The sequence below is a fragment of the Maribacter halichondriae genome, from assembly GCF_027474825.1.
In the GTDB taxonomy this organism is placed as follows: domain Bacteria; phylum Bacteroidota; class Bacteroidia; order Flavobacteriales; family Flavobacteriaceae; genus Meishania; species Meishania halichondriae.
Window position 1 is genome coordinate 944,879 of record NZ_CP107030.1, and the last position, 22,359, is coordinate 967,237.

A 22,359-nucleotide genomic window follows, 5' to 3' on the forward strand; every position below is an offset into this window, starting at 1 on the left:
TTATGAAATTCCTCCTCTCCTTATTGCTTACCGCTATTGTTTTTTATGGTTTAAATTCAAAACTAGGAAGCATTCCGCCGCTCGGGAAATTTTTAGACCCCATTCACGGTATTTGGCAAAATGATAAAACCGAGGGCCAAAATGTGGAAGCATTAGCGATTACAGGTTTAAAAGAAGAAATTACCGTTCACTACGACAAACATCTGATTCCGCATATTTTTGCACAAAACGATGCAGACCTATATTTCGCACAGGGTTACATCACTGCCAAACATCGCCTTTGGCAAATGGAATTCCAGACCCACGCCGCAGCCGGTCGAATTTCTGAACTTATCGGGGAAGCCGCTATTGAATTCGATAGGGGCCAACGTCGCAAAGGCATGGTTTTCGGGGCGGAGAATTCCCTGAAAAAAATGCGTGAGAATCCTGAAACTTTACAATTCGTTGAGGCCTATCGCGATGGAATCAACCAGTATATCGACCAATTGACGGTTGAAGACTATCCGGTAGAATACAAATTACTCGACTATAGCCCCGAACCGTGGACGCTTAAAAAAACAGCTCTTTTACTCATGTATATGACCGATATGCTGGCCGGTGGTGATTCTGATTTGGAATATTCCAACTTTTTGAACAAATACGGGAAAGAGCGTCTTGATCTGTTGTATCCCGATTTCTTTGACACTATAGACCCCGTAATTCCAAAAGAACGGGATTGGAGTGAATGGGACGTGGTCGCCCATGACGTTCCGATAAGCGAACTACCAAAGGATACCATAACGGACATTTTGGAAAAACCCGACCCCGATAATGGTAGCAACAATTGGGTGGTCGCTCCCGAAAAATCGTATTCCGGAAATCCCATTTTGGCCAATGACCCGCATCTTGGGCTTAAACTACCATCGATTTGGTTTGCCTTGCAACTTGCCACGCCCGAAAAAAATACGTTCGGGGTCAGTCTGCCAGGCGCATTGGGCATTATCATAGGCTTTAACAACGATATTTCTTGGGGCCTTACCAATGCGACCCGTGATGTCAGGGATTGGTACAAAATTGAGTTCACCGATGACCAACGAACTGCATATCGATACGACGGCGAATCGAGAAACGCGACCAAACGCATCGAAGAAATCAAGGTCAGGAATGGCAAGACCGTGTACGACACAGTGGTATATACGCATCACGGACCTGTGAGCTATGATGCAAGTTTTAAAGGGAACGACCAAAAAATAGGCTACGCCATGAAATGGACGGGACATCTTGGCGGCAACAATCAGCGGACATTCCTTGAACTCAACAAAGCCAAAAACTATGACGAATATGCGAAGGCACTGAAATATCACGTTGCCCCGGCGCAGAACTTTATATTTTCTTCGACCGAAGGTGATATAGCGCTTTGGATACAGGGAACCTTCCCGAATAAATGGGAAGGTCAGGGAAAATTTTTAATGGACGGTAGTAATCCTAATCATGAATGGAAAGGTTTTATTCCACAGGAACACAACGCACATATTAAAAATCCCGAACAGGCTTTTTTGAGTTCAGCGAACCAGCATCCGGTGGACGAATCGTATCCGTATTATGTATTCAACGATGGCTATGAAACCTATCGCAATAGGGTCATAAATGATTTTTTCAGGTCAAAGGAGAAATTCAATATTCAAGATTTCAAAGACTTGCACAACAACAACTATAATCTGATGGCTGCCGAATTGTTGCCCAATATGCTCCAGCAGATGGATGTCTCCGCTTTGGATTCCGAGGAAAAGGAACTCTTTGATCAAGTCAAAACCTGGGATTACTTTAATGATATTGAAAAGATAGGTCCGTCGATTTGGGAAGCTTGGTGGAGTGAATTGGCGCCACTGACATGGGATGAATTGGAAGCTGAAGAACTAGTGTTGGATTATCCCTTTAAATATCAAACCATCTACCTACTCAAGAACAATCCGGATGATGAATTTATGGATGTTGTCGCTACCCCGGAAAAAGAGACGGCTAAAGATTTATTCCTGATATCCTTTAAAGAGGCCGTGAAGAATTTGAAAGCATGGAAAATTGAAAATGGAGATTACAATTGGGGCGAATACAAAGCTACTTACGTTGGGCATTTGTTACAGGCCCTGCCCGCATTTTCACGATTCAATCTACCCATTGGGGGTAACGGCAGTATCGTGAACGCCACCAAAAAAGACCATGGCCCATCTTGGCGCATGATCGTTGAGATGAGTTCGCCGCCCAAGGCACTCGGTGTTTATCCCGGCGGACAATCCGGTAACCCGGGAAGCAAATACTATGACAATTTTATCGACATCTGGGCGGCAGGTGACTATCTCGAACTTGACTTCATGCAAGACAAAAACCAAACGGAAAACATTTTGTTCAGCCAAACCTTGAATCCGAAACCATGAGGAAAAACATATTGAACTTCATCATCACCATACTCGTTGCGGTAGTGCTTTCCCAATTTCTGCCCTGGTGGAGTATTATGGTCGCCGGTTTTCTTACCGGGTTTTCTATTCCTCTAAAAAGAATAGCGGTATTTCTAGTTCCTTTTTTGGCCATCGCATTGTTTTGGGCTGTTTCCGCCTATATGATAAGTTCAGGCAATGATTTTACGCTTGCCAAGAGAATAGCGGTTTTGTTCCCTTTGGATGGAAATGTGAACCTATTATTATTGATTACCGGAATTATTGGAGGGTTGGCAGCCGGCATCGCTGCCCTATTTGGCAAGCAATGTCAATTGCTATTTAAAAAATCGTGAAAAAACTTTATGGCGTACTACTGCTGACCTGAAGCAATTTACCGTTGTAGAGTCGGTTTCCGGTCAAGGCGAAATCTTTGATATACTTTGCCATTTCCAAAGCCGTAATCGGAGCCTGATAACCTGGAAAGGCCTCTTCCAACATTTCGGTCTGTACGGCACCCAGCGCCAATACATTGAACGACGGACCTTTTTCCTTAAATTCCTCCGCCCAGAGTTCGGTCATGGTAATGACCGCCGCCTTACTCGAACTGTAAGCCGACAGGCCCGGAAATTTCATACTGCCCTGCACTCCACCCATGGAGCTTATGGTAACAACATGTCCATTTCTTGACATATGGGGAAGAACCAATTTTGTAACACTGGCTACTCCAAAAACATTGACGTGATACACGTCTTCAAATTCTTGTGAAGTGGTCTCCAAAAAAGGTTTATTCAATAATTTTCCTGCGTTATTGATGAGAACATCCACCTCTGACCAATCACCTACCAAAGTATTTTGAAGCTTTTTCAAATCTGCAGAAACCGACAAATCGAAAGGAAAGGTAGTGATGTTCTTATGGCCTAGTTCTAAAATTGGTTTTTCGTTACGAGATAATGCCAATACCTGATGGCCTTCATCAGCAAAAAGTTTTGCCATTTCGAACCCAATACCCCGACTTGAACCTGTAATGATTACGTTGTCCATTAGTTATACTTGATCATTTTAGTCATTGAATTTGAAATACTTTCAATCAAAGGAATGGATTTCTTGACCACCGCGTCCATATGTCCAAAATCCATTAACTCAGCCTCGTCCCCTACTTTATGGTAGTGGTCAAAATTCGTGAAATCAAAAGTGCTAAAAGTTTGTGATGGCACATTGAAAACTTCGTGAAAAGCATAGTTATCGGATCGCTTAAAAAGATTGAACTCTTTGGCTTTGGGCAAAAATCCAATAAGATTTGAGCCTGCGTATAGATTGCCCAATCCGGCCAAATTCGATTCTTCATAACCGGTCACATACATGAAGTAATTCTTACCCACCAAAGGCACGCCTACCATCTCAAAATTTAGCATGGTGTAGAGGTCCATATTTTGTGCCTTTAATTTTTTGGCCAAGTGTTTTGCACCTAACAATCCTTTTTCCTCGCCACTGAACAAGGCGAAAATAATACTGCGTCGGTTCGATTTTGTTTTTCCAAAGTGTCTTGCTAGTTCAAGCACCGTAGTAGTGCCCGAGGCATTATCATTTGCGCCGTTGGCGATATTGTCCCCTCCTACACTTTCAATAATACCTATATGGTCATAGTGGGCCCCGATGACAACGAACTCGTTTTTGAGTTTTTTATCCGTTCCCTCTAAAAATCCAACAATGTTAAAAGCCGGTTTATCGAAATTGGAGAGGGTATCACGATACGAATAAAAATAGGGCGCAATATTGTTCGACTTAAAAATATCCTCTATATAACTGGCCGCTTTTTCAATTCCTTCGCTTCCGGTGTCACGACCTTGAAGTTCATCTGAGGTCAGATACGTCATGATTTCGGCTATTCTTTCCTTAGAAGAAAGTCCTTTAAAATCTTTAGCTGAGCTTTTTACCGATTCGAAAGAGGCATCCGGTGCATTCAACAAGGAAGCATCCTTAACATCCCCTGACATATCAACGGTTATCGAACCATCGGATTCTTTACCATTCGTTTCCTTTCCTTCGAGTTTCTCCTTCTTGTAAACCGGCCTGCTATGAAGGGTAACGTCTTCATTGACTTTTGACGGACCACAACCGATGAACAGTAAAAACACCAACAGGCCTAATAGCTTTTTCATTTCCATTTTTTTCAAAGGTAAAAAAGCATCCTGTATAAAAGGATGCTTTATATATTTAAGTCCAAAAAGTTACTTGTCTCGAATCTAATCAGTAATTAAGCTTTCCGTTAAGCTAACATAGTAACCGGGTTTTCCAAAAAGGCCCGTAAGGTCAACAAGAATTGTGATCCAGTGGCACCATCGACCGTTCTATGGTCACAGGCCAAAGTTACAATCATTGTTTTACCGACTACAATTTCCCCGTTTCTCACAACCGGTTTTTCAACAATCGCCCCAACCGATAAAATGGCTGAATTAGGCTGGTTGATAATCGAGGTGAACTCCACGATTCCGAACATACCTAAGTTAGAGACTGTAAAGGTGCTTCCTTCCATTTCTGCAGGAGTCAATTTTTTGACTCGCGACCTGCCGGCCAAATCTTTCACAGAAGCCCCGATCTGCGTTAAACTCATCTGATCCGTAAACTTCAGCACGGGAACTACCAGACCGTCATCAACGGCAACTGCGACACCAACATGTACATGATGATTGAAACGGGTGGTATCGCCATTCCAAGTCGTATTTACTTGCGGATGCTTCTTAAGGGCCATGGCACAAGCTTTGACCACCATATCGTTGAAAGAAACCTTGGTATCCGGCAAATCGTTGATTTTCACTCTTGAATCCCAGGCATTATCCATATCGACCTCTATGGTCAGATAGTAATGCGGAGCGGTGAATTTCGATTCGCTCAATCGCTTGGCGATGGTCTTTCGCATCTGCGAGTTTTTGACCTCTTCACTACCTTCTTCACCTACGGGCAAGTTTACCGGAGCCGCAATAGCATTACTTGCCAAAGCGGGTGTGTCCGCTGTTGCAGCAGGTTGTGCCGATTTCTGTTTCGGTTGATAATTTTCTACATCTTTCTTCACAATCCGCCCATGATCGCCAGATCCACTTAGCTCCGATAGCGGAATACCTTTTTCTTTGGCAATTTTTTTGGCTAAAGGAGAAGCAAATATTCGTTGTCCATCACTAACCGTTTTTGTCTCGGTGGTCGATGCCTCTGCGGAAGTTTCTTGCTTTTGTTCCACAGGTTTTTCTGCTGGAGAAGATTCGCTTTCCTTCTTGGCGGACGATCCGGCATTTAGCACCGCATCGACATTGGTGCCTTCAGGACCGATAACCGCAAGTACGGCATCGACAGGGGAAGATTCACCTTCTTGGATACCGATGTACAATAAAGTTCCTGAATAGAAGGACTCAAATTCCATAGTCGCTTTATCGGTCTCGATTTCAGCCAGTATATCACCTTCCTCGACTTTATCGCCAACTTTCTTCAACCAACTTGCCACGGTACCTTCTTCCATGGTGTCGCTCAGACGAGGCATTTTTATGATTTCCACATCTTCAGGTATTTCGGATGAAGTATTGCCGCTATCCGTTGCTTTATCAGAAGAAGCTGTAACAGCTTCTTCTTTTGGCTCAGGTGATGATTCTTCTTCGGAGGACTCATCTTCTGATGAAGATTCGGCGCCATTCAACAAACTAGAAATATCCTCACCTTCCTCACCGATTATAGCCAAAAGCGTATCAACGGGAGCACCATCTCCCTCATCGATACCAATATGCAGAAGTGTGCCTTCATGGAAAGACTCAAACTCCATAGTAGCCTTATCGGTTTCGATTTCGGCCAAAATATCCCCTTCTTCCACTTTATCCCCTACTTTTTTCAACCATTTGGCAACGGTGCCTTCCTCCATGGTATCACTTAAACGGGGCATGTTGATTACTTCTGCCATTTCTTATAATTTATGTTGTACAAATGGAAAATCTTCTTGTTCGTAAACCATATCGTACAATTGGTTCACAGGTGGATATTCAGACTCTTCGGCGAATTTCTCACATTCGGAGACCAAGCTCTTTACTCGCTTGTCGATTGTCTTGATTTCTTCGTCGGTCGCATATTTATTCTCCTTGATAATATCCAAGACTTGGGAAATCGGATCTATTTTCTTGTATTCCTCCACTTCTTCCTTTGTTCGATAGTGCTGAGCATCGGACATGGAATGACCGCGATACCGATACGTTTTCATTTCCAAGAAAGTCGGGCCTCCACCACTTCGGGCGCGTTCAATAGCTTTGCTCATTTCTTCGGCAACCGTAACAGGATTCATTCCATCGACCGGTCCACATGGCATTTCATAGCCAAGACCTAGTTTCCAAATTTCCGTGGAATATGAAGTTCTCGCGACGGAAGTTCCCATCGCATATCCATTATTTTCACAAATAAATACAACGGGTAATTGCCAGAGCATGGCCAAATTGAACGTTTCATGTAAAGATCCCTGGCGAACGGCACCATCACCCATATAACAAAGTGTCACATTATCACGACCGTGATATTTATCACCGAAAGCCATACCAGCTCCTAACGGAATTTGTCCGCCCACAATCCCGTGACCGCCATGAAATCGGTGTTCTTTAGAGAATATATGCATAGAGCCCCCCATACCTTTAGAGGTGCCTGTAACCTTGCCATAGAGCTCGGCCATTACTTTTCTCGGGTCTACACCCATACCTATAGGCTGAACATGGTTGCGATATGCCGTAATCATTCTATCCTTGGTGAGGTCCATGGCGTGCAACGCGCCCGCCAATACGGCCTCTTGGCCATTGTACAGGTGTAAAAAACCCCTTACCTTTTGTTGTATATAGACAGCAGCGAGTTTATCTTCGAACTTGCGCCAGAAGAGCATATCCTCGTACCATTTTAGGTAGGTCTCTTTGGTTATTTTTTCCATCAATTTGGTGTTTTAAGTAGATTTCAGGTCTTATAAAAATAGGCCGTCCCAGATATCGGTGACACTATACCAGAACAACAAAAATACACATATAAATCAATCGGTAAAAAAAAACGAAGTAAAAGGTCTCAGATAAAAGGAATGTCCATTATCCTTATAAATTTATGGCACAATTCTTATAAAATAAGCACGGAAATTTCTATTTCAAAAATGAGCTGTCGAAAGCTAATGGCAATATATCGCCAACAGAGTGACATTTGTAAATGAGGCCTTGCTCTCCCATTAATAATAGTGCTATAGGAGTGCCCTGCTTTGCTTCATATTCCAAAATGGATTGGCGACAATTTCCACATGGTGCTGCAGGCCTATGTACGGTATAAACCTTCGAAGCGGCACTGATGGCGATGGATTTTATAATTACTCCCGGATACCTGGCACCCGCTTGAAACATGGCAACACGTTCTGCACAAAGACCTGAAGGGTAGGAAGCATTTTCTTGGTTGTTTCCAATGACAACCTCTCCGTTTTCCAATAGCACAGCGGCACCTACCTGAAAATTACTGTAAGGAGCATAGGCATTCTTACGAGTTTCTATTGCCTTTAGCATCAATGATTTTTCTTCTTGCGAAAGTTCTTCCAACGTATCGTAAGTAATGAGTTCAAAAGAAACGGTCTGCTTTTTCATGCTTTTTTGCTTAGGAAGGGATTGTACTAAAATAATAAAACCCGCACTAGTGCGGGTTTTATTGAAATATAAATTCTTTATTATATTATTCATTATAAAACTCTTCACCTAAACTAAAGGTAAGCGAAAAGCGCAATGTATTTTCCAATGGGTTTTTAACCTGTGATGTCGAGAACAAATATGAAAGGTCGATTTGGGCGGCCTTAAATTTAAATCCGGCACCAAGGGTGAAAAATTTTCTAGAACCTTTTTCCTCGCTTTCATTAAAATATCCGGTTCGCACCATAAAGGCATCTTGGTACACATATTCTGCACCCAAAGCCCAAGTGAACTCTTTTAACTCTTCTCCAAAACCATCAGGAGCATCTCCAAATGATTTGAACAAGCCGTTAAAAAAACCGATTTGTTGGTATTCATCGTTGTCGGCACTATCAACATCTCCATCATTATCGAAATCTTGCGGTGTCGGCACCAAAAGCTTGTTGAATTCAGTAGTCAGGCCAATTACGTTATCTTGGTCAAGTATGAAATCAAAACCTAGCCCAAGTTTCATATTGGTGGGCAAAAAGTTTTCTTGGCCACCTTGGTCGTACTGAATCTTACCCCCGAGGTTCGATAGGTTGAAACCTCCCTCCAACGACCATCGAAACTATTGTAGGCTATTTCACGAGAACGGTAGAAACCGGCAACGTCAACGGCGAAAGAACTTCCTGGTTTGGAATCTACATCCCCATTTTGTGGCAATTTCAAGTTTGATCGTATATATCTACCTCCGACTGCCATGGAAAATGTTGGACTCAATTTTAAGGAGTAAGAACCATCTAAGGCCAACTCGTTAGGTTTGGCCAATGTACCCGGATCGTTGGCAAATTGTCGTAATTCGATTTCGCCCAAGGTAAAATATCGCAAGCCGATGGCAAATGCGCTGTTCTCATCGATTTTATTGTAGAAACTCGCGTTTAACAACGATATGTCGGTAATTATACTCTCCAAATACGGCGTATAACTTAACCCTATACCCATTTTTCGTTCGGCAAAGGCAAATTTTGCGGGGTTCCACTGTTGCGAAAAGGCATCCGTTGAAGTCGCCACACCCATATCGCCCATACCCGCAGACCTAGCGTCTGCTGCAATGGTCAAAAACGGCACTGCGGTCGTAATAACCCTTTCATCTTGTTGAGCGGTGGTCTTAAGGCCAATGGCCAAAATAATAAGTAATGCAAGTTTTTTCATTAGATAGAGTCTAAATTTTATTGGTCAAATTATAAATAAGTAGTATCACCAAGAACCAAAAAATTGGTCATGTTAACATGATAAACGGGCAATTCAAAAATATCTTGTATAAGGAAGGTATTATTTTTAGGTAGCTGATTTAATCCTCATATTTCATAATGGGCAAATCTATTCTTTTGCGAATAAATTAGTGGGTAATTTTTATCAAAAATAAGTTTTGATGATGGTTGTTCAAAAGATATGGGGCCATTCAATACTATAACCTTCTTTATAGCGTTATATTTTTTGAAGCCAAAGGCGCTTCGGCCATATCGAAAACGGATTTGAAAATATTTTTAAGACAACAAAATATTATATGCAAATCATCGTTTAATATGCCGAAAGTGTACTAAAATTAATCAAAATACAAATTGCGAACTACCTATTTATCGTAGTTTACTTTTTTGAACTCAAGTCCTAATTATGAAAAAACAGTTTATCAAAGTTGTACTCTCTTTTGCAGTGATAGCGGGAGGTTTTACGGTTACCAGCTGTAAGAAGTCCGGTTCTTCTTCCAAAAATGTTTCGAGAGCTACAGGTTGGAAAATAAATGCCAAAGAAGGCGGTTTTCAGTACAATACAGATTTTAAGGAGCAAGAGACCGCTCCTGGCCTTGTATTTGTTGAAGGTGGTACTTTTACTAAAGGTAAAGTACAGGATGACGTTATGCACGACTGGAACAATACCCCGACTTCCCAGCATGTTCAGTCCTTCTATATGGACGAGACCGAGGTTACCAACGTGATGTATTTGGAATATTTGGATTATTTGAAGAGTGTCTATCCTCCTGAAAATCCTAAATACACAAACATATATACGGGTGCTTTGCCAGATACTCTGGTATGGAGAAACCGTTTGGGATTCAATGAGACCATGACGAATAATTACTTGCGTCACCCAGCATATGCGGAATATCCCGTTGTTGGTGTGAACTGGGTTCAAGCTACGCAATTTGCCGAATGGAGAACGGACCGCGTTAACGAGGTCATGCTTGAAAGAGAAGGATATCTTTCTAAGGATGCTAAATACCAAGCTGCAACCGGCGAAGTTCAAGGTACTTTTAGCACGGAAGCTTATTTGAACCGACCCGAATCGGTATATAATGGTCAAATCGACTCGCTTCAGGGCAAGCAAAAGAAAGATAGCGTAAACACCTACGCCAAAAGAAGTAGTGGTGTAATCATTCCTGAATATCGACTGCCTACCGAAACAGAGTGGGAATATGCGGCTCAGGCCAACCAAGGTACACGTGAATACAATAACTATCGTGGACGAAAAAAATATCCATGGGAAGGCGACTATACCCGTAACGGACAACGTGTTGGTCGAGGAGACCAATTAGCAAACTTCAAGCAAGGTAAAGGTGACTACGGCGGAATTGCAGGATGGTCAGATGATGGTGCAGATATTACCGCCCAGGTAATGTCATACAAGCCAAATGACCTTGGGTTGTACGATATGGCGGGTAACGTGGCCGAATGGGTTGCAGATGTCTATCGCCCAATCGTTGATGATGAAGTAAGTGATTTCAACTACTACCGTGGAAATATTTACATGAAAACGGCAATCGGAGAAGATGGAAAAGTTAATATTCTAAGGGATTCTATTGTATACGACACACTTCCTAATGGGAAAATCGTAGCCATGAACCTTCCCGGGGAAATCAAAATGGTTCCTGTTGATGAGCAAGAAACTTATTTAAGAACCAACTTCTCTTCTTCCGACAATAGAGGTTATAGAGACGGTGATCCAGGATCGTCGCGGTTTTTTGACAGGTTCAGTGATGAAGAAGACGCAGCCGATGCCAAGCAAATGTATGATTCGCCACAGCACAAAGTGGAACGTGATTCTGCCGGAGCATTAGTCAGGACGTATGACCACTCTAATAACAGAAGTACTTTGATCAACGACGAGGTGCGAGTTTTCAAAGGTGGCTCTTGGAGAGATCGCGCTTATTGGTTAGATCCTGCACAACGAAGATATTTGCCACAATATATGGCTACAGACTATATAGGGTTTAGATGTGCCATGTCTAGAGTTGGTTCGAAATCCAAGACAAAGAACAAGACCGTACGTGGCAAAAAGGCCAAGTAAGTCGAATAAAACTATTCTGAAATTAAGGCCCCGATGCAATCATCGGGGCTTTTTTAATACCTTTGTTTCATGACCATTGAAACACTCCACGAGCTCTTTTTAGCGCATCCCACAGTTTCTACAGATACCCGAAAAATTACCAAGAATTGTCTTTTCTTCGCCTTGAAAGGAGACAATTTCGATGGAAATGAATTCGCCGAAGATGCGCTCGGTAAAGGTGCCTCATATGTCATCATCGATAACAAGCAATATAAGACATCGAAAAACTGTATCCTTGTTGATAGCGTATTGGCTATCCTTCAAAAACTGGCCAGCTTCCATAGAAACTACTGCCATGCGAAAATCATCGGACTGACCGGGAGCAATGGCAAGACCACGACCAAAGAATTGATTTATGCCGTACTCTCAAAAAAGTATAAGACGGTGGCTACCCAAGGTAATCTTAACAATCATATCGGAGTACCATTGACATTACTCTCCATTAAAAAGGATACTGAAATCGCTATCATCGAAATGGGGGCGAATCATCAAAAAGAGATTGAATTTCTATGTGGAATCGCACAACCTGATTTCGGGTATATCACAAATTTCGGAAAAGCCCACCTCGAAGGTTTTGGTGGCGTTGAAGGAGTTATCAAAGGAAAAAGTGAACTCTATGATTTTCTGATATCGAATGGAAAATCAATTTTTTTGAATGCCGATGATCCTATTCAATTAGAAAAATTAAGCACCTATATTAAGAAAATCGGGTTTAGTACCGACAAACTTGCCTACTACAAAATCGAGTTTTTAGGTGCTAATCCTTTCGTGACCTGTAGGGTCGAAGGGACGACGATACAGTCTCAACTCATCGGAGGATATAATTTCACGAACTGTGCGGTGGCAATTCTTATGGGAAAATATTTTAATGTGCCCATAGAAACTATTAAAGAGGGTATAGAAAACTATACGCCCCAGAACAATCGTTCTCAGATTCTTAGGCAAAATGGCAATCAAATCATATTGGACGCGTACAACGCCAACCCCACCAGTATGCAAGCCGCCTTAGAGAATTTCGCGGTAATGGACGGCGAAAAGAAAATTGCTTTTTTGGGCGATATGTTCGAATTGGGAGAAACGGCAGCTGTAGAACATCAGAATATTGCAGACCTCATCTCCAATATGAAATTCGATGATGTTTTTTTGGTGGGAAAAAATTTCTACGCGACAGAGACAACCCTAAAAAAGTTCGACACTTTCGAAAGTCTATCGGAATATGTAAAGAAAGCCAAACTCCCTAAAGGAAAAATTCTAATAAAAGGTTCGCGCGGAATGGCCTTGGAGCGGCTGTTGAACATTCTTTGATTATTGGATGGTCTGAGTAACACTGCCACAGGTCAGCATCTTATCACCAAAATAGGGGTTCAATACTTTATTCTCGAAACTCAACCAATCAGCCCCCTTGTTACCGTCGGCCATGGGGCAGTGCTGCACATATACCGGTTGATTCAAATTTTTAAGATTTGAGGCAATATTCACCATCTTCTGTGATAATGGCTTAAAATGTTGTCGCTGTTCGGCTATATCGGCCGCTTCGGAAATTGCTGCGGCATTATCAATAATGCCCTGAATATTAGAACGTGTAACGGCTTCCATACTCGTTATATCCAACGCATTTAATTCTTTTAAAAGAGCATTGGCCCTTGCCATTGTTTTTTCAGTATCGGTAGCTATCAAGGCATCCTTTATAGCAATATAACTATGAATGATTTTGGTAAACTTTGCTTGAAAGGTGCTATCAAGGTTCAAAGCTATTGGTTCTCCCTCCATGTTAGATGACGCAATATTTTTATCCTTAGCGCCCATCATCGACTTTTTACCCTGCAATTGAGCGGCGGCATCAACAGTAAAAGTTCCATTTGTGACTACCTCATCACCTGGATTCAAACCTTCTAGTATGGTATAGAAATCGCCCATCACATTCCCCAAAGTGACCTCCGCTATTTCAAAAACCGGTTCATCTGAAACTGTTTTAACGTAGACCAAAGATCGCTTTCCGGTCCATAGTACCGAGGACTTTGGCACTGTCAATACTTGACTGGCACCATCTACAGCTACAGTACCTTGAACGAACATACCCGGCTTTAAGAGCTGTTGTTTATTGTTTAAGGTAACCCTAACGGAAACCGTCCTTTTCGTCGGATCTAAAATTGGTTCTACAAATGAGATTTTCGCTTCCAGTTTTTTATCATCGAAAGCCTTGGAAGTAATCAGTATGTCCTGTCCCATATTTAGCAAGGGAAGTTGGTTTTCATAGGCATCGAAGACCGCCCAAACCGTATATAAGTTCGAAACTTTGTACAAGGGATCTCCCTCATTGTAAAATTGGCCCTCTGCAGCCATAATTTCAGTGACGGTACCCGACACATCGGCAATCAGCGGAAAATTAAACATCGGTTTCCCCGTTTGTAGCACCTCATCAATCTGCCTATCGGTCATTTTCCACAATCCCATGGTATTTCGAGTTGCGGCCCACAATTTGGGATTGGATTCCCTAAAAGAAGAAGACGTTAGCAACCTATCTTGTGCGGTGTACATTTCAGGGGCATAAATAACCCCTATCTGTTGTCCTTTTTTGACATATTCACCAACATAGTTGACATTGAGCTTCTCGATACGACCATCAAAAATGGTGGTCTGTACCGCATTGGTCTTTTCATTTGATGTTATGACTCCTGATAAAACCAGTGTATTGTTTTCCAAATCGTTGACGCCTATGGTCGTTGTTTCGATATTGGCCAATGCCATGGCATTTTCAGACATTCTAAACTGGTTTGCTTCTAGGATATCACCACCGGTATCTACAGCAATCAAATCCATTCCACATAAAGGACAATCGCCTTTTTCCGTTTTGGATATTTGGGGATGCATAGAACAAGTCCATTGGGCCTGCCTATCTTTTTCAGTTTGGGGAGTATGACCGTTTTCTTTTTCTGTTGTACCAAAAATCAGATATCCCAAAACCAGACCTGCCGCCAAAAGTGCTAGATATGTTCCGTACTTCTTGATCATAGTTCTACAACTTTAATTTTCTTCGAATATTTTAATTCGGCCTCTTTTCTCCAACTGAATAGCACCGGCACGATAAACAATGAAATCAAAGCGACCAGCATTCCTCCAAAACTAGGTATTGCCATGGGTATCATTACATCACTTCCACGGCCATTCGAGGTCAAAATAGGCAATAATGCCAAAAGTGTGGTGGCCGTTGTCATTAGACAGGGTCGAATACGTTTTACACCGGCTTCCAATACCGAAGCCCGAACACTTTTAATATCATCCGGACTATTCTTATCAAAGGTCTGTTTTAAATAGGTGGCCATTACGACACCGTCATCCGTGGCAATTCCGAAAAGGGCAATAAAACCAACCCACACGGCGACACTTAAATTTATAGTCTGAATATTGAATAGGTCGCGCATATTCATTGCGCCCAAACCGAAGTTCATAAACCATGATTGGCCATAGAGCCAAATCAAAATAAATCCTCCTGAAAATGCGACCGCAACCCCTGTAAAGACCATCATTGAAATGGACACCGACCTAAACTGTAGGTATAAAATCAAAAAAATGGCCAACAATACCAAAGGTACTATAAACGATAATGTCTTTTCAGCGTGCAATTGATTTTCATAAGTTCCGGCAAATTGATAGCTTATCCCTTGTGGAAGCTCCAATGATTTATCGGCAAGTCTTTGCTCGATTTCCCGCAGTGCGTTTTGTACCACATCGACCTCCGCAAAACCATCTTCTTTATCAAAAAGTACGTAACCGACTAAAAAACCATCTTCGCTCTTGATATTTTGTGGTCCTTTCTCATAGGCAATGGAAACGAAATCGGATAAAGGAACGGATGTACCATTATTAATATCAACATAGATATTTTCAAGATCTTCAGGACCACCCCTTAATTCACGGGGATAGCGTACACGAATTCCGTAGCGTTCACGACCTTCGACGGTTTCGGTCAATACTTTTCCACCAATGGCAATCTCAAGCGTTTCCTGCACATCGGAAATCGACAACCCATACCGTGATATCCTGTTTCTATCGATATTGATCATTAGATAGGGCTTGCCAACAATTCTGTCGGCGAATACAGCATCTTTTTTTACGCCCGCTGTTTCTTTTAATACAGACTCAAGCTGCACTCCAAAAGATTCTATTTCTGTCAGATTTTGGCCTTTTACCTTGATGCCCATGGGAGCTCGCATTCCGGTCTGGAGCATTACAAGCCGTGTTTCGATAGGCTGTAATTTAGGGGCCGAGGTAACCCCTGGGAGGTTCGTGACGGAAACAATGGCATTCCAGATATCTTCTTTGTTTTGAATTTCTTTTCTCCAATTTCTATAGAAAGTTCCGCCATCGTCGATAACAAGATCGTCTTTATCATATCCACTTCCTGCCTCGACAAAATCTCCGGATTTGGTTTCAAAAAGCCCAGAATCATTTGTTTTGAAAGAAATAGGATTTCCTTCTTCATCCAAAATAAATTCCGGTTTATAGAAAATCACGTTCTCGTACATGGACATCGGTGCCGGATCTAAAGCTGATTCTACTCGCCCTGCCTTACCCACCACAGTTGCAATTTCAGGAAGGCTGGCAACGGCCATATCCAATTGTTTCAGCACCCTTTGATTTTCACTGACACCCGCATGTGGCATCGAGGTCGGCATTAGAAGATATGAACCTTCATCTAGCGAGGGCATGAATTCCTTTCCCGTATTCCGCATAATCAAAAGGCCGAAGACCAGAAGCAGAAAAGGAACACTCAAGAATAATATTTTGTTTTCCAAGGCCCAAGTCAAAATGCGCTCATAGTACTTTCTAAAAAATATAATACCTCCTAAAATAAGTAGGCAAATGGCAGCTACAAAAAGGAGGTTGAAGATGACATGGCTATCAAAACCGAGTGGTCTCCAATATAAACCCAACAATAATACTATGGAAAACGCACCCCATATCATTTGATACCGATTTTGTGCTTCTAACCTTATATAATATAATCGTTCCAAAAGATTAACGATACCGAATCCCATTAATACGACCCCAAGAATATGGCCATAAAGAAGAATTATCAATCCTGATACTATCAAAATGGCGCTTGTTACAATTCCGAAAATCTTCTTTCTTTCACGTTTCTTAAAAAGCTGCGCCGCAAAAGGAGGTATCAAAAAGAGTGCAATGAACATCGATGCCGTTAAAGCCGCTGTTTTAGTAAAGGCCAGCGGAGAAAAAGCTTTCCTTCGGCACCTGTCAAGGTAAAAACGGGAATGAAACTGATAATCGTGGTCAACCCCGCCGTAAGAATGGCTCCCGAGACTTCAGTTGTGGCTTCATATACAATTGTATCAATATTGGTACTTTTCGTATGCATTTCGAAATGACGCATAATATTTTCGGAAAGTATGATGGCCATATCTACCATGGTACCGATTGCAATGGCGATACCTGATAAAGCAACAATGTTTGCATCGACCTTGAACAGCTTCATGGCGATAAATACCATTAAAACTGCAATGGGCATTAAGCTTGATATCAGGGCCGAAATTCTTAGATTGAACAACATTACGATAACCACAAGAATGGTAATCAGAACCTCATAGGTGAGTGCGTTACCCAAGGTACCCAACGTTTCATTGATCAATTCGGTGCGGTCGTAAAAGGGAACTATGGTCAATTTAGATGTTCTCCCATCCTTTAAAATTTTACTCGGCAATGCGGGTGAAATTTCATCGATTTTTCCCTTTACTTGGGTAATCGTTTCCATGGGGTTAACCCCATATCGCGACACCACTACCCCACCGACAACTTCTGCGCCCTCCTTGTCCAAAAATCCTCTCCGTTCCGCAGGTCCCAAGGTCACTCTGGCAATATCCTTGATTCTAATGGGTGTGAAGTCGGTGGTTCGCACCTCCGATTCCTCGATATCCTTAATGCTTTTTACATATCCCAGCCCACGAACGAAATACTCGGCTTGATTAATTTCCAGCGTTTTGGCCCCAACATCTTTATTGCTTTCCTTTACAGCCTCTACCACTTCGGACAACGATACATCATATTGCCGCATCAGTTCTGGGTCAACGTCAATTTGATATTCTTGAATATACCCGCCAATAGAAGCCACTTCGGAAACACCTTTGGCCGAGGCAAGTGCATTCTTGACGTAAAAGTCTTGAATACTTCGTATTTCATGTAAGTCCCAGCCACCTGTGACCTTACCATTTTTGTCACGCCCTTCGAGCGTATACCAAAATATCTGCCCTAAGGCAGTCGCATCAGGCCCAAGTGTGGGTTGAACACCATTAGGTAGAAGATTATTAGGTAATGCATTTAATTTCTCTAACAATCGACTTCTGGACCAATAGAATTCCACATCTTCCTCAAAAATGACATAGATACTCGAAAAACTGAACATTGACGAACTGCGAATGGTCTTCACTCCAGGAACGCCCAACAAATGTGCCGTAAGCGGATAGGTTATTTGATCTTCGATATCCTGAGGGGACTGGCCCTCCCATTGCGTGTATACTATCTGCTGGTTCTCGCCAATATCCGGAATCGCATCGACTGAAACAGGATTCTTGGGAAATAATTCATTTCCAAAATCGAAAGGAGAATGCACCATACCCCATACCAAAAAGAGCAGCAATAAAATAACTGCTACCAATTTGTTTTCAATTAAGAATTTGATGCCTTTGTTAAGCATTTTAAATTGTTGGATGAAGTAGTTCCGTTCGTCGAAAAACCCCCGTAAACCTTAACGTTCAAAAGTAGCAAATGATTGTAGGCAAAGTCGAACTATTTCTTCTAAAAAACTCAAAATTATATGGTATTAAAGGGAAGAGGTATGACTAGAGTTATACAAATCGACTATTTCGAAATGTTCAAACCGACAAAAAGAAGGGAGAAAGTCAATTTAGTGGGTTATACTGCCCCGACGCTTCGGGGGAACCTGACTTCCCGGCAGGCAGGCCAGTGAACTCGAAATTTTGTGGGTTATACTGGATTCGAACCAGTGACCTCTGCCCTGTCAAGGCAGCGCTCTAAACCAACTGAGCTAATAACCCAAAAACAGATGGCAAAGGTAAAATTAATTTTGGATTAAAAAAGATAGCTTTATCCATAATTCGGGCTAATCCATACCTAAACTTTTATTTCATGACATCGCAAGACTTTTTTGTTAAGCAGCTTTAGGCCGCACCAGTTATTCTTTTAAGAACAATAACCTTTAATTTAAAAAATGTAAATTTATCCGTATTGAAAAAGTGCGTTCCGGTTCTTCTGCTACTTCACAAAAGCCCTAAAGTATTCTTATTCGATACAAGTACAACAATTAATGAACATAGTCAAAAGTGAACATGAAAAACACCAATAGCCGAAGGAAGTTTCTTAAAAAGTCCGCAATTATAACAGGTACGGGCATAATCGCTCCCGCATATACCTTCGGAATAACGCATTCTGTAAAAAACCTCGGCGAAATAGTAGGACACGGAGACTTCACATACCGGGTAGACAAGGAATGGGGTATTCAAGACCCCGCCAAAGTTCCTATAAACGACTGTCACGAAATGGCCATGGATGGTCGAGGGCGTATTTTTATGACCACTACGGGGGCCGACAATAAAAATATCCTGATATATGACAAATCCGGAAAAGTTTTGGATTCTTGGGGGAAATTTCAAGGAGCCCATGGCCTGACCCTTACAGGCGAGGGGAACGAACAATTTCTTTTCATCACCGACCCTGACACCCATAAAGTATCTAAAACAACATTAGACGGAAAGGTTCTCTTGACTCTTGAGCGCCCAAAAGAAGTTGATGGCTATACGGAGGACAATCAATTCAAGCCCACGGAGACTGCGATAATGCCAAACGGCGATATTTATGTGGCTGACGGGTACGGTCAAAACTTTATCATTCAATATAATGCCCAAGGAGAATACATTCGTCATTTTGGCGGTACCGGGGAAGGCGATGACAAATTCAATTGCTGCCACGGTATTACCTTGGATACTAGGGATACGGAAAATCCTACGCTATTAATTACGTCTAGGGCCAGCCAAGAATTCAAACGTTTTTCTTTGGATGGAACCCATTTAGAAACCATATCATTGCCGGGATGCTCCATATGTAGACCCGTAATTCATGGAGATCATCTCTATTTTGCGGTTATAGTTACCAAAACATGGGATAGTTATGATGGCATGTTGGCGGTTTTGGATAAGGACAACAACATAGTTTCGCTTCCTGGGGGAAGCCGTCCTCAATATTCAAATGAACTGTTGACCGAACCAATGTATGATGGAAAGACCTTTAGAAATCCGCATGATGTCTTTGTGGATAACGATGAAAATCTTTATGTACCGCAATGGGCCTCAGGAAAAACGTATCCGATCAAATTACATAGAGTCTAAAATCTGAGCACCATGATCGCGTTGGAATTCACTACCTTTTTAGGGCGTTTTCATCCTCTATTGGTACACCTTCCCATAGGTTTTTTGTTTTTGGCCATCGTTTTGGAATGGTATGAAAATTTGACCAAAAAAAGAAAAAAAAAGCAAGCTCATAGCCGTCTCATGGTTTTTGGGAGGAGCGAGTGCCTTTGTTGCGGCCTTTTTTGGTTGGTGGCTGGGCGAAACCGGGCTTTATGAAGAGGATACCCTTTTTATACACCGCTGGCTTGGTATTGCCCTTGTTATAATAGCTTTCATAGGTTGGTGGATAAAACGCACCCCCGAAAATCACTCTAAATTACTACATAATGGCATCAATATTTTGTTGTTGCTAATGCTTTTTGTAGAAGGCCACAAAGGTGGGGATTTGACCCATGGTGAGACCTACCTCACAGAATATGCACCTGAGCCCCTACAAAAACTAATTGGGGTTTATGGCGAGCAGGATTCACTTCCAACGTTTGGCAACCCCGATTCTGTTTTGGTATACAATGATCTGATTTCGCCAATCTTCAAGACAAAGTGTATTGCCTGTCATTGTGCAGAAGTACAGCGGGGAGGGCTTGATATGAGCACTCCTGAAACACTTACCGAAGGTGGCGAGGGCGGTGCCATTATCGTCAGCGGAAACCCTACTGAAAGTGAGCTGTTCAGAAGGATTACATTACCACAAAGCAATGTAAAGTTCATGCCACCGACCAACAAAGTATTGACCTATGATGAGATAAAGATCGTGGAATGGTGGATACGACAGGGAGCCTCCCTCGAGGATCCGGTCGCCACCTTGGAAGTAACCGATAATATACATCCCGTATTGCTACGCAAGTATGGTCTCGATACATCGCCAAAAGCCTGGTACGAAAGAGTACGTTTGACTCCTTTAGACAGCATACAGTTGGTCACTCTATCAAAAAGCGGTTTTACGATCAAAACGTTGGGAGGCGACAACCCGCTATTGGACATCACGTATTCAGGATCCGACCTTACCGAACAACAACTACAGGAACTTGAAAAGGTAAAGGATTATGTCGCTTGGTTATCGCTAGCCCAGACAAATGTAGAGGATGAATGGCTTGGTATAATTTCGAATTTTACGAACCTGACCAGACTTGAATTGGAGAAAACAGCAATTACCGATAGAGGGGTATCCAAATTAGCCAAATTGGAACATCTCGAAGTGTTAAATCTTTATGGCACACAAGTGACCGACGCCTGTCTTTCCGAGATACAGAAATTCAAAGGACTAAAAAGAGTTTATCTCTGGGGTACGGACGTTACCACCGAAAATGCCAAAAAGCTTGAAAATGATGCCTCGGAACTACAAGTTATCATTGGCAAGAGTTAGAAATTAATTGTATCTTATTCCTTCGGATAAAAATCGGATTAGAGTCCAATTCCATCCCAAAAGAATACTTGAATATGACAAAATACAATGTTGCCGTATTAGGACCCATACCCAGGGACCATATCACCACACATCATGGGGAAGTAATCGAAAAGTATGGTTGTGCCACACACACCGCCATAGGTCTGTCACGGCTTTTGGGGGATGAGGGCACTGTACATTTGGTTTCCCATGTTAGAAAAAAGGATGAGCACGCCGTAAAAGAAATTTTGTCGGAATACCAGAACATCAATGTAGACCATATAACTTCGGATCAGGATCAAGGCGATGTCATCAGTCTAAAATTCTTGGATCAAAACAAAAGACTCGAAAAACAGACCGGGTTCATGAATCCGATTATACCGGATGATGTCAAGGAATTGTTACACTGCGATGTCTTTGTCTGTGTTCCGATTACCGACTATGAGGTACCTCTCGAAACACTTAAGTATATTAAGAAAAAAAGTGAGGGCATGATTATATTCGATGCCCACGGCCCGACCAATACGGTCACCATGACCGGAGATAGATTGATAAAATTCTGGATCGACCGTGATCAATGGCTTCCCTACATCGATGTTCTAAAAATGAACTTGGAAGAGTCAAAGTGTTGTTGGTTCGAGAAAGAGTACCACCCTGATAACCAAGTTGATCTTCACGACGAAAGTACCGAACACCTCGTGCCATTTGCGGAACACTCGCTACAAAAAGGAATAAAATCATTGATAGTGACTTTGGATTCCAATGGAGGTGCCGTTTTTAAAAAAGATGGAAAAGTCCATCATGAAATGGTCAAATCGATCAAGGTGGAACATGTCGTCGATACTACGGGTTGTGGGGATTCCTTCGCTGGAGGTTTGGGATATGGAATATTAAAAAATCCCACAGATTATATTACGGCCACCAAATATGCCAATGCATTGGGCGCCCAACGGACTCAAGGTCGTGATTTCAATGTGTTTAAATCCATTGAAGAGACCAACCAGATGATTATGGATACCTATGGGATAGTCTAACCAAAAATCAAACATAGATTTCTCAAGACTATGGCACGTATTGGGCAGAATTGAAATTAG

General features: G+C 42.1%; 13 protein-coding genes, 1 tRNA gene and 2 pseudogenes. 7 read left to right on the forward strand and 9 right to left on the reverse strand.

All coding sequences use genetic code 11. From position 1 onward, the window contains the following. Window positions 1–2: 2 nt before the first annotated feature. Window positions 3–2,411, forward strand: coding sequence for a penicillin acylase family protein (locus N8A86_RS04310; RefSeq protein WP_273567943.1), 2,409 nt, complete (start codon window positions 3–5; stop codon window positions 2,409–2,411). Beyond that, window positions 2,408–2,764: a hypothetical protein gene (locus tag N8A86_RS04315; protein ID WP_273567944.1), complete on the forward strand. Its 357-nt coding sequence runs from the start codon at window positions 2,408–2,410 to the stop codon at window positions 2,762–2,764. The genes N8A86_RS04310 and N8A86_RS04315 overlap by 4 nt, the downstream gene beginning before the upstream one ends. A gap of 7 nt (window positions 2,765–2,771) precedes the next feature. On the opposite strand, the gene N8A86_RS04320 is transcribed toward N8A86_RS04315, so the two are convergent. The 6 genes and pseudogenes from N8A86_RS04320 to porV form a co-directional block, all read right to left on the reverse strand. Next, window positions 2,772–3,452 carry an SDR family NAD(P)-dependent oxidoreductase gene (locus N8A86_RS04320; RefSeq protein WP_273567945.1) on the reverse strand — a complete coding sequence of 227 codons (681 nt, stop codon included), beginning with the start codon at window positions 3,450–3,452 and terminating at the stop codon, window positions 2,772–2,774. After that, window positions 3,452–4,570 carry a M28 family metallopeptidase gene (locus N8A86_RS04325; protein ID WP_273567946.1) on the reverse strand — a complete coding sequence of 373 codons (1,119 nt, stop codon included), beginning with the start codon at window positions 4,568–4,570 and terminating at the stop codon, window positions 3,452–3,454. Before N8A86_RS04325 ends, N8A86_RS04320 begins: the two co-directional genes overlap by 1 nt. A gap of 107 nt (window positions 4,571–4,677) precedes the next feature. Beyond that, a complete protein-coding gene (locus N8A86_RS04330) occupies window positions 4,678–6,351 on the reverse strand; it encodes a dihydrolipoamide acetyltransferase family protein (protein WP_273567947.1) in 1,674 nt (557 codons plus the stop codon). Window positions 6,352–6,354: 3 nt separating this feature from the next. Then, entirely contained in the window at window positions 6,355–7,353 is a 999-nt protein-coding gene (gene pdhA, locus N8A86_RS04335) for a pyruvate dehydrogenase (acetyl-transferring) E1 component subunit alpha (RefSeq protein ID WP_273567948.1), read from the reverse strand. A 199-nt stretch (window positions 7,354–7,552) separates the two neighbouring features. Further along, the gene (locus N8A86_RS04340; protein WP_273567949.1) at window positions 7,553–8,038 is read right to left on the reverse strand and encodes a cytidine deaminase; all 486 of its coding nucleotides are present in this window, start codon (window positions 8,036–8,038) and stop codon (window positions 7,553–7,555) included. 85 nt (window positions 8,039–8,123) lie between these two features. Next, window positions 8,124–9,271 (reverse strand): annotated as a pseudogene (gene porV / locus N8A86_RS21945) (type IX secretion system outer membrane channel protein PorV). 462 nt (window positions 9,272–9,733) lie between these two features. Here porV and gldJ point away from each other — a divergent pair. Continuing rightward, window positions 9,734–11,404: a gliding motility lipoprotein GldJ gene (gldJ, locus tag N8A86_RS04355; protein ID WP_273567952.1), complete on the forward strand. Its 1,671-nt coding sequence runs from the start codon at window positions 9,734–9,736 to the stop codon at window positions 11,402–11,404. A gap of 69 nt (window positions 11,405–11,473) precedes the next feature. Next, a complete protein-coding gene (locus N8A86_RS04360; RefSeq protein WP_273567953.1) occupies window positions 11,474–12,748 on the forward strand; it encodes a UDP-N-acetylmuramoyl-tripeptide--D-alanyl-D-alanine ligase in 1,275 nt (424 codons plus the stop codon). On the opposite strand, the gene N8A86_RS04365 is transcribed toward N8A86_RS04360, so the two are convergent. From N8A86_RS04365 to N8A86_RS04375, 3 genes and pseudogenes are all read right to left on the reverse strand, one after another. Then, window positions 12,749–14,455 (reverse strand): efflux RND transporter periplasmic adaptor subunit, encoded by a 1,707-nt coding sequence (locus N8A86_RS04365; protein ID WP_273567954.1) that lies wholly within the window; start codon window positions 14,453–14,455, stop codon window positions 12,749–12,751. After that, window positions 14,452–18,152: pseudogene (locus tag N8A86_RS04370) on the reverse strand (efflux RND transporter permease subunit). The gene N8A86_RS04365 and the pseudogene N8A86_RS04370 overlap by 4 nt, the downstream one beginning before the upstream one ends. 286 nt (window positions 18,153–18,438) lie before the next feature. Next, window positions 18,439–18,513 (reverse strand) — tRNA-Val (locus tag N8A86_RS04375). 291 nt (window positions 18,514–18,804) lie between these two features. Here N8A86_RS04375 and N8A86_RS04380 point away from each other — a divergent pair. The 3 genes from N8A86_RS04380 (at window position 18,805) to N8A86_RS04390 (ending at window position 22,299) form a co-directional block, all read left to right on the forward strand. Beyond that, window positions 18,805–19,860, forward strand: coding sequence for a 6-bladed beta-propeller (locus N8A86_RS04380; protein WP_273567955.1), 1,056 nt, complete (start codon window positions 18,805–18,807; stop codon window positions 19,858–19,860). Between the two features lie 169 nt (window positions 19,861–20,029). Next, window positions 20,030–21,244 (forward strand): c-type cytochrome domain-containing protein, encoded by a 1,215-nt coding sequence (locus tag N8A86_RS04385; protein WP_273567956.1) that lies wholly within the window; start codon window positions 20,030–20,032, stop codon window positions 21,242–21,244. A 74-nt stretch (window positions 21,245–21,318) separates the two neighbouring features. Then, window positions 21,319–22,299 carry a carbohydrate kinase family protein gene (locus N8A86_RS04390; RefSeq protein ID WP_273567957.1) on the forward strand — a complete coding sequence of 327 codons (981 nt, stop codon included), beginning with the start codon at window positions 21,319–21,321 and terminating at the stop codon, window positions 22,297–22,299. Window positions 22,300–22,359 lie beyond the last annotated feature (60 nt).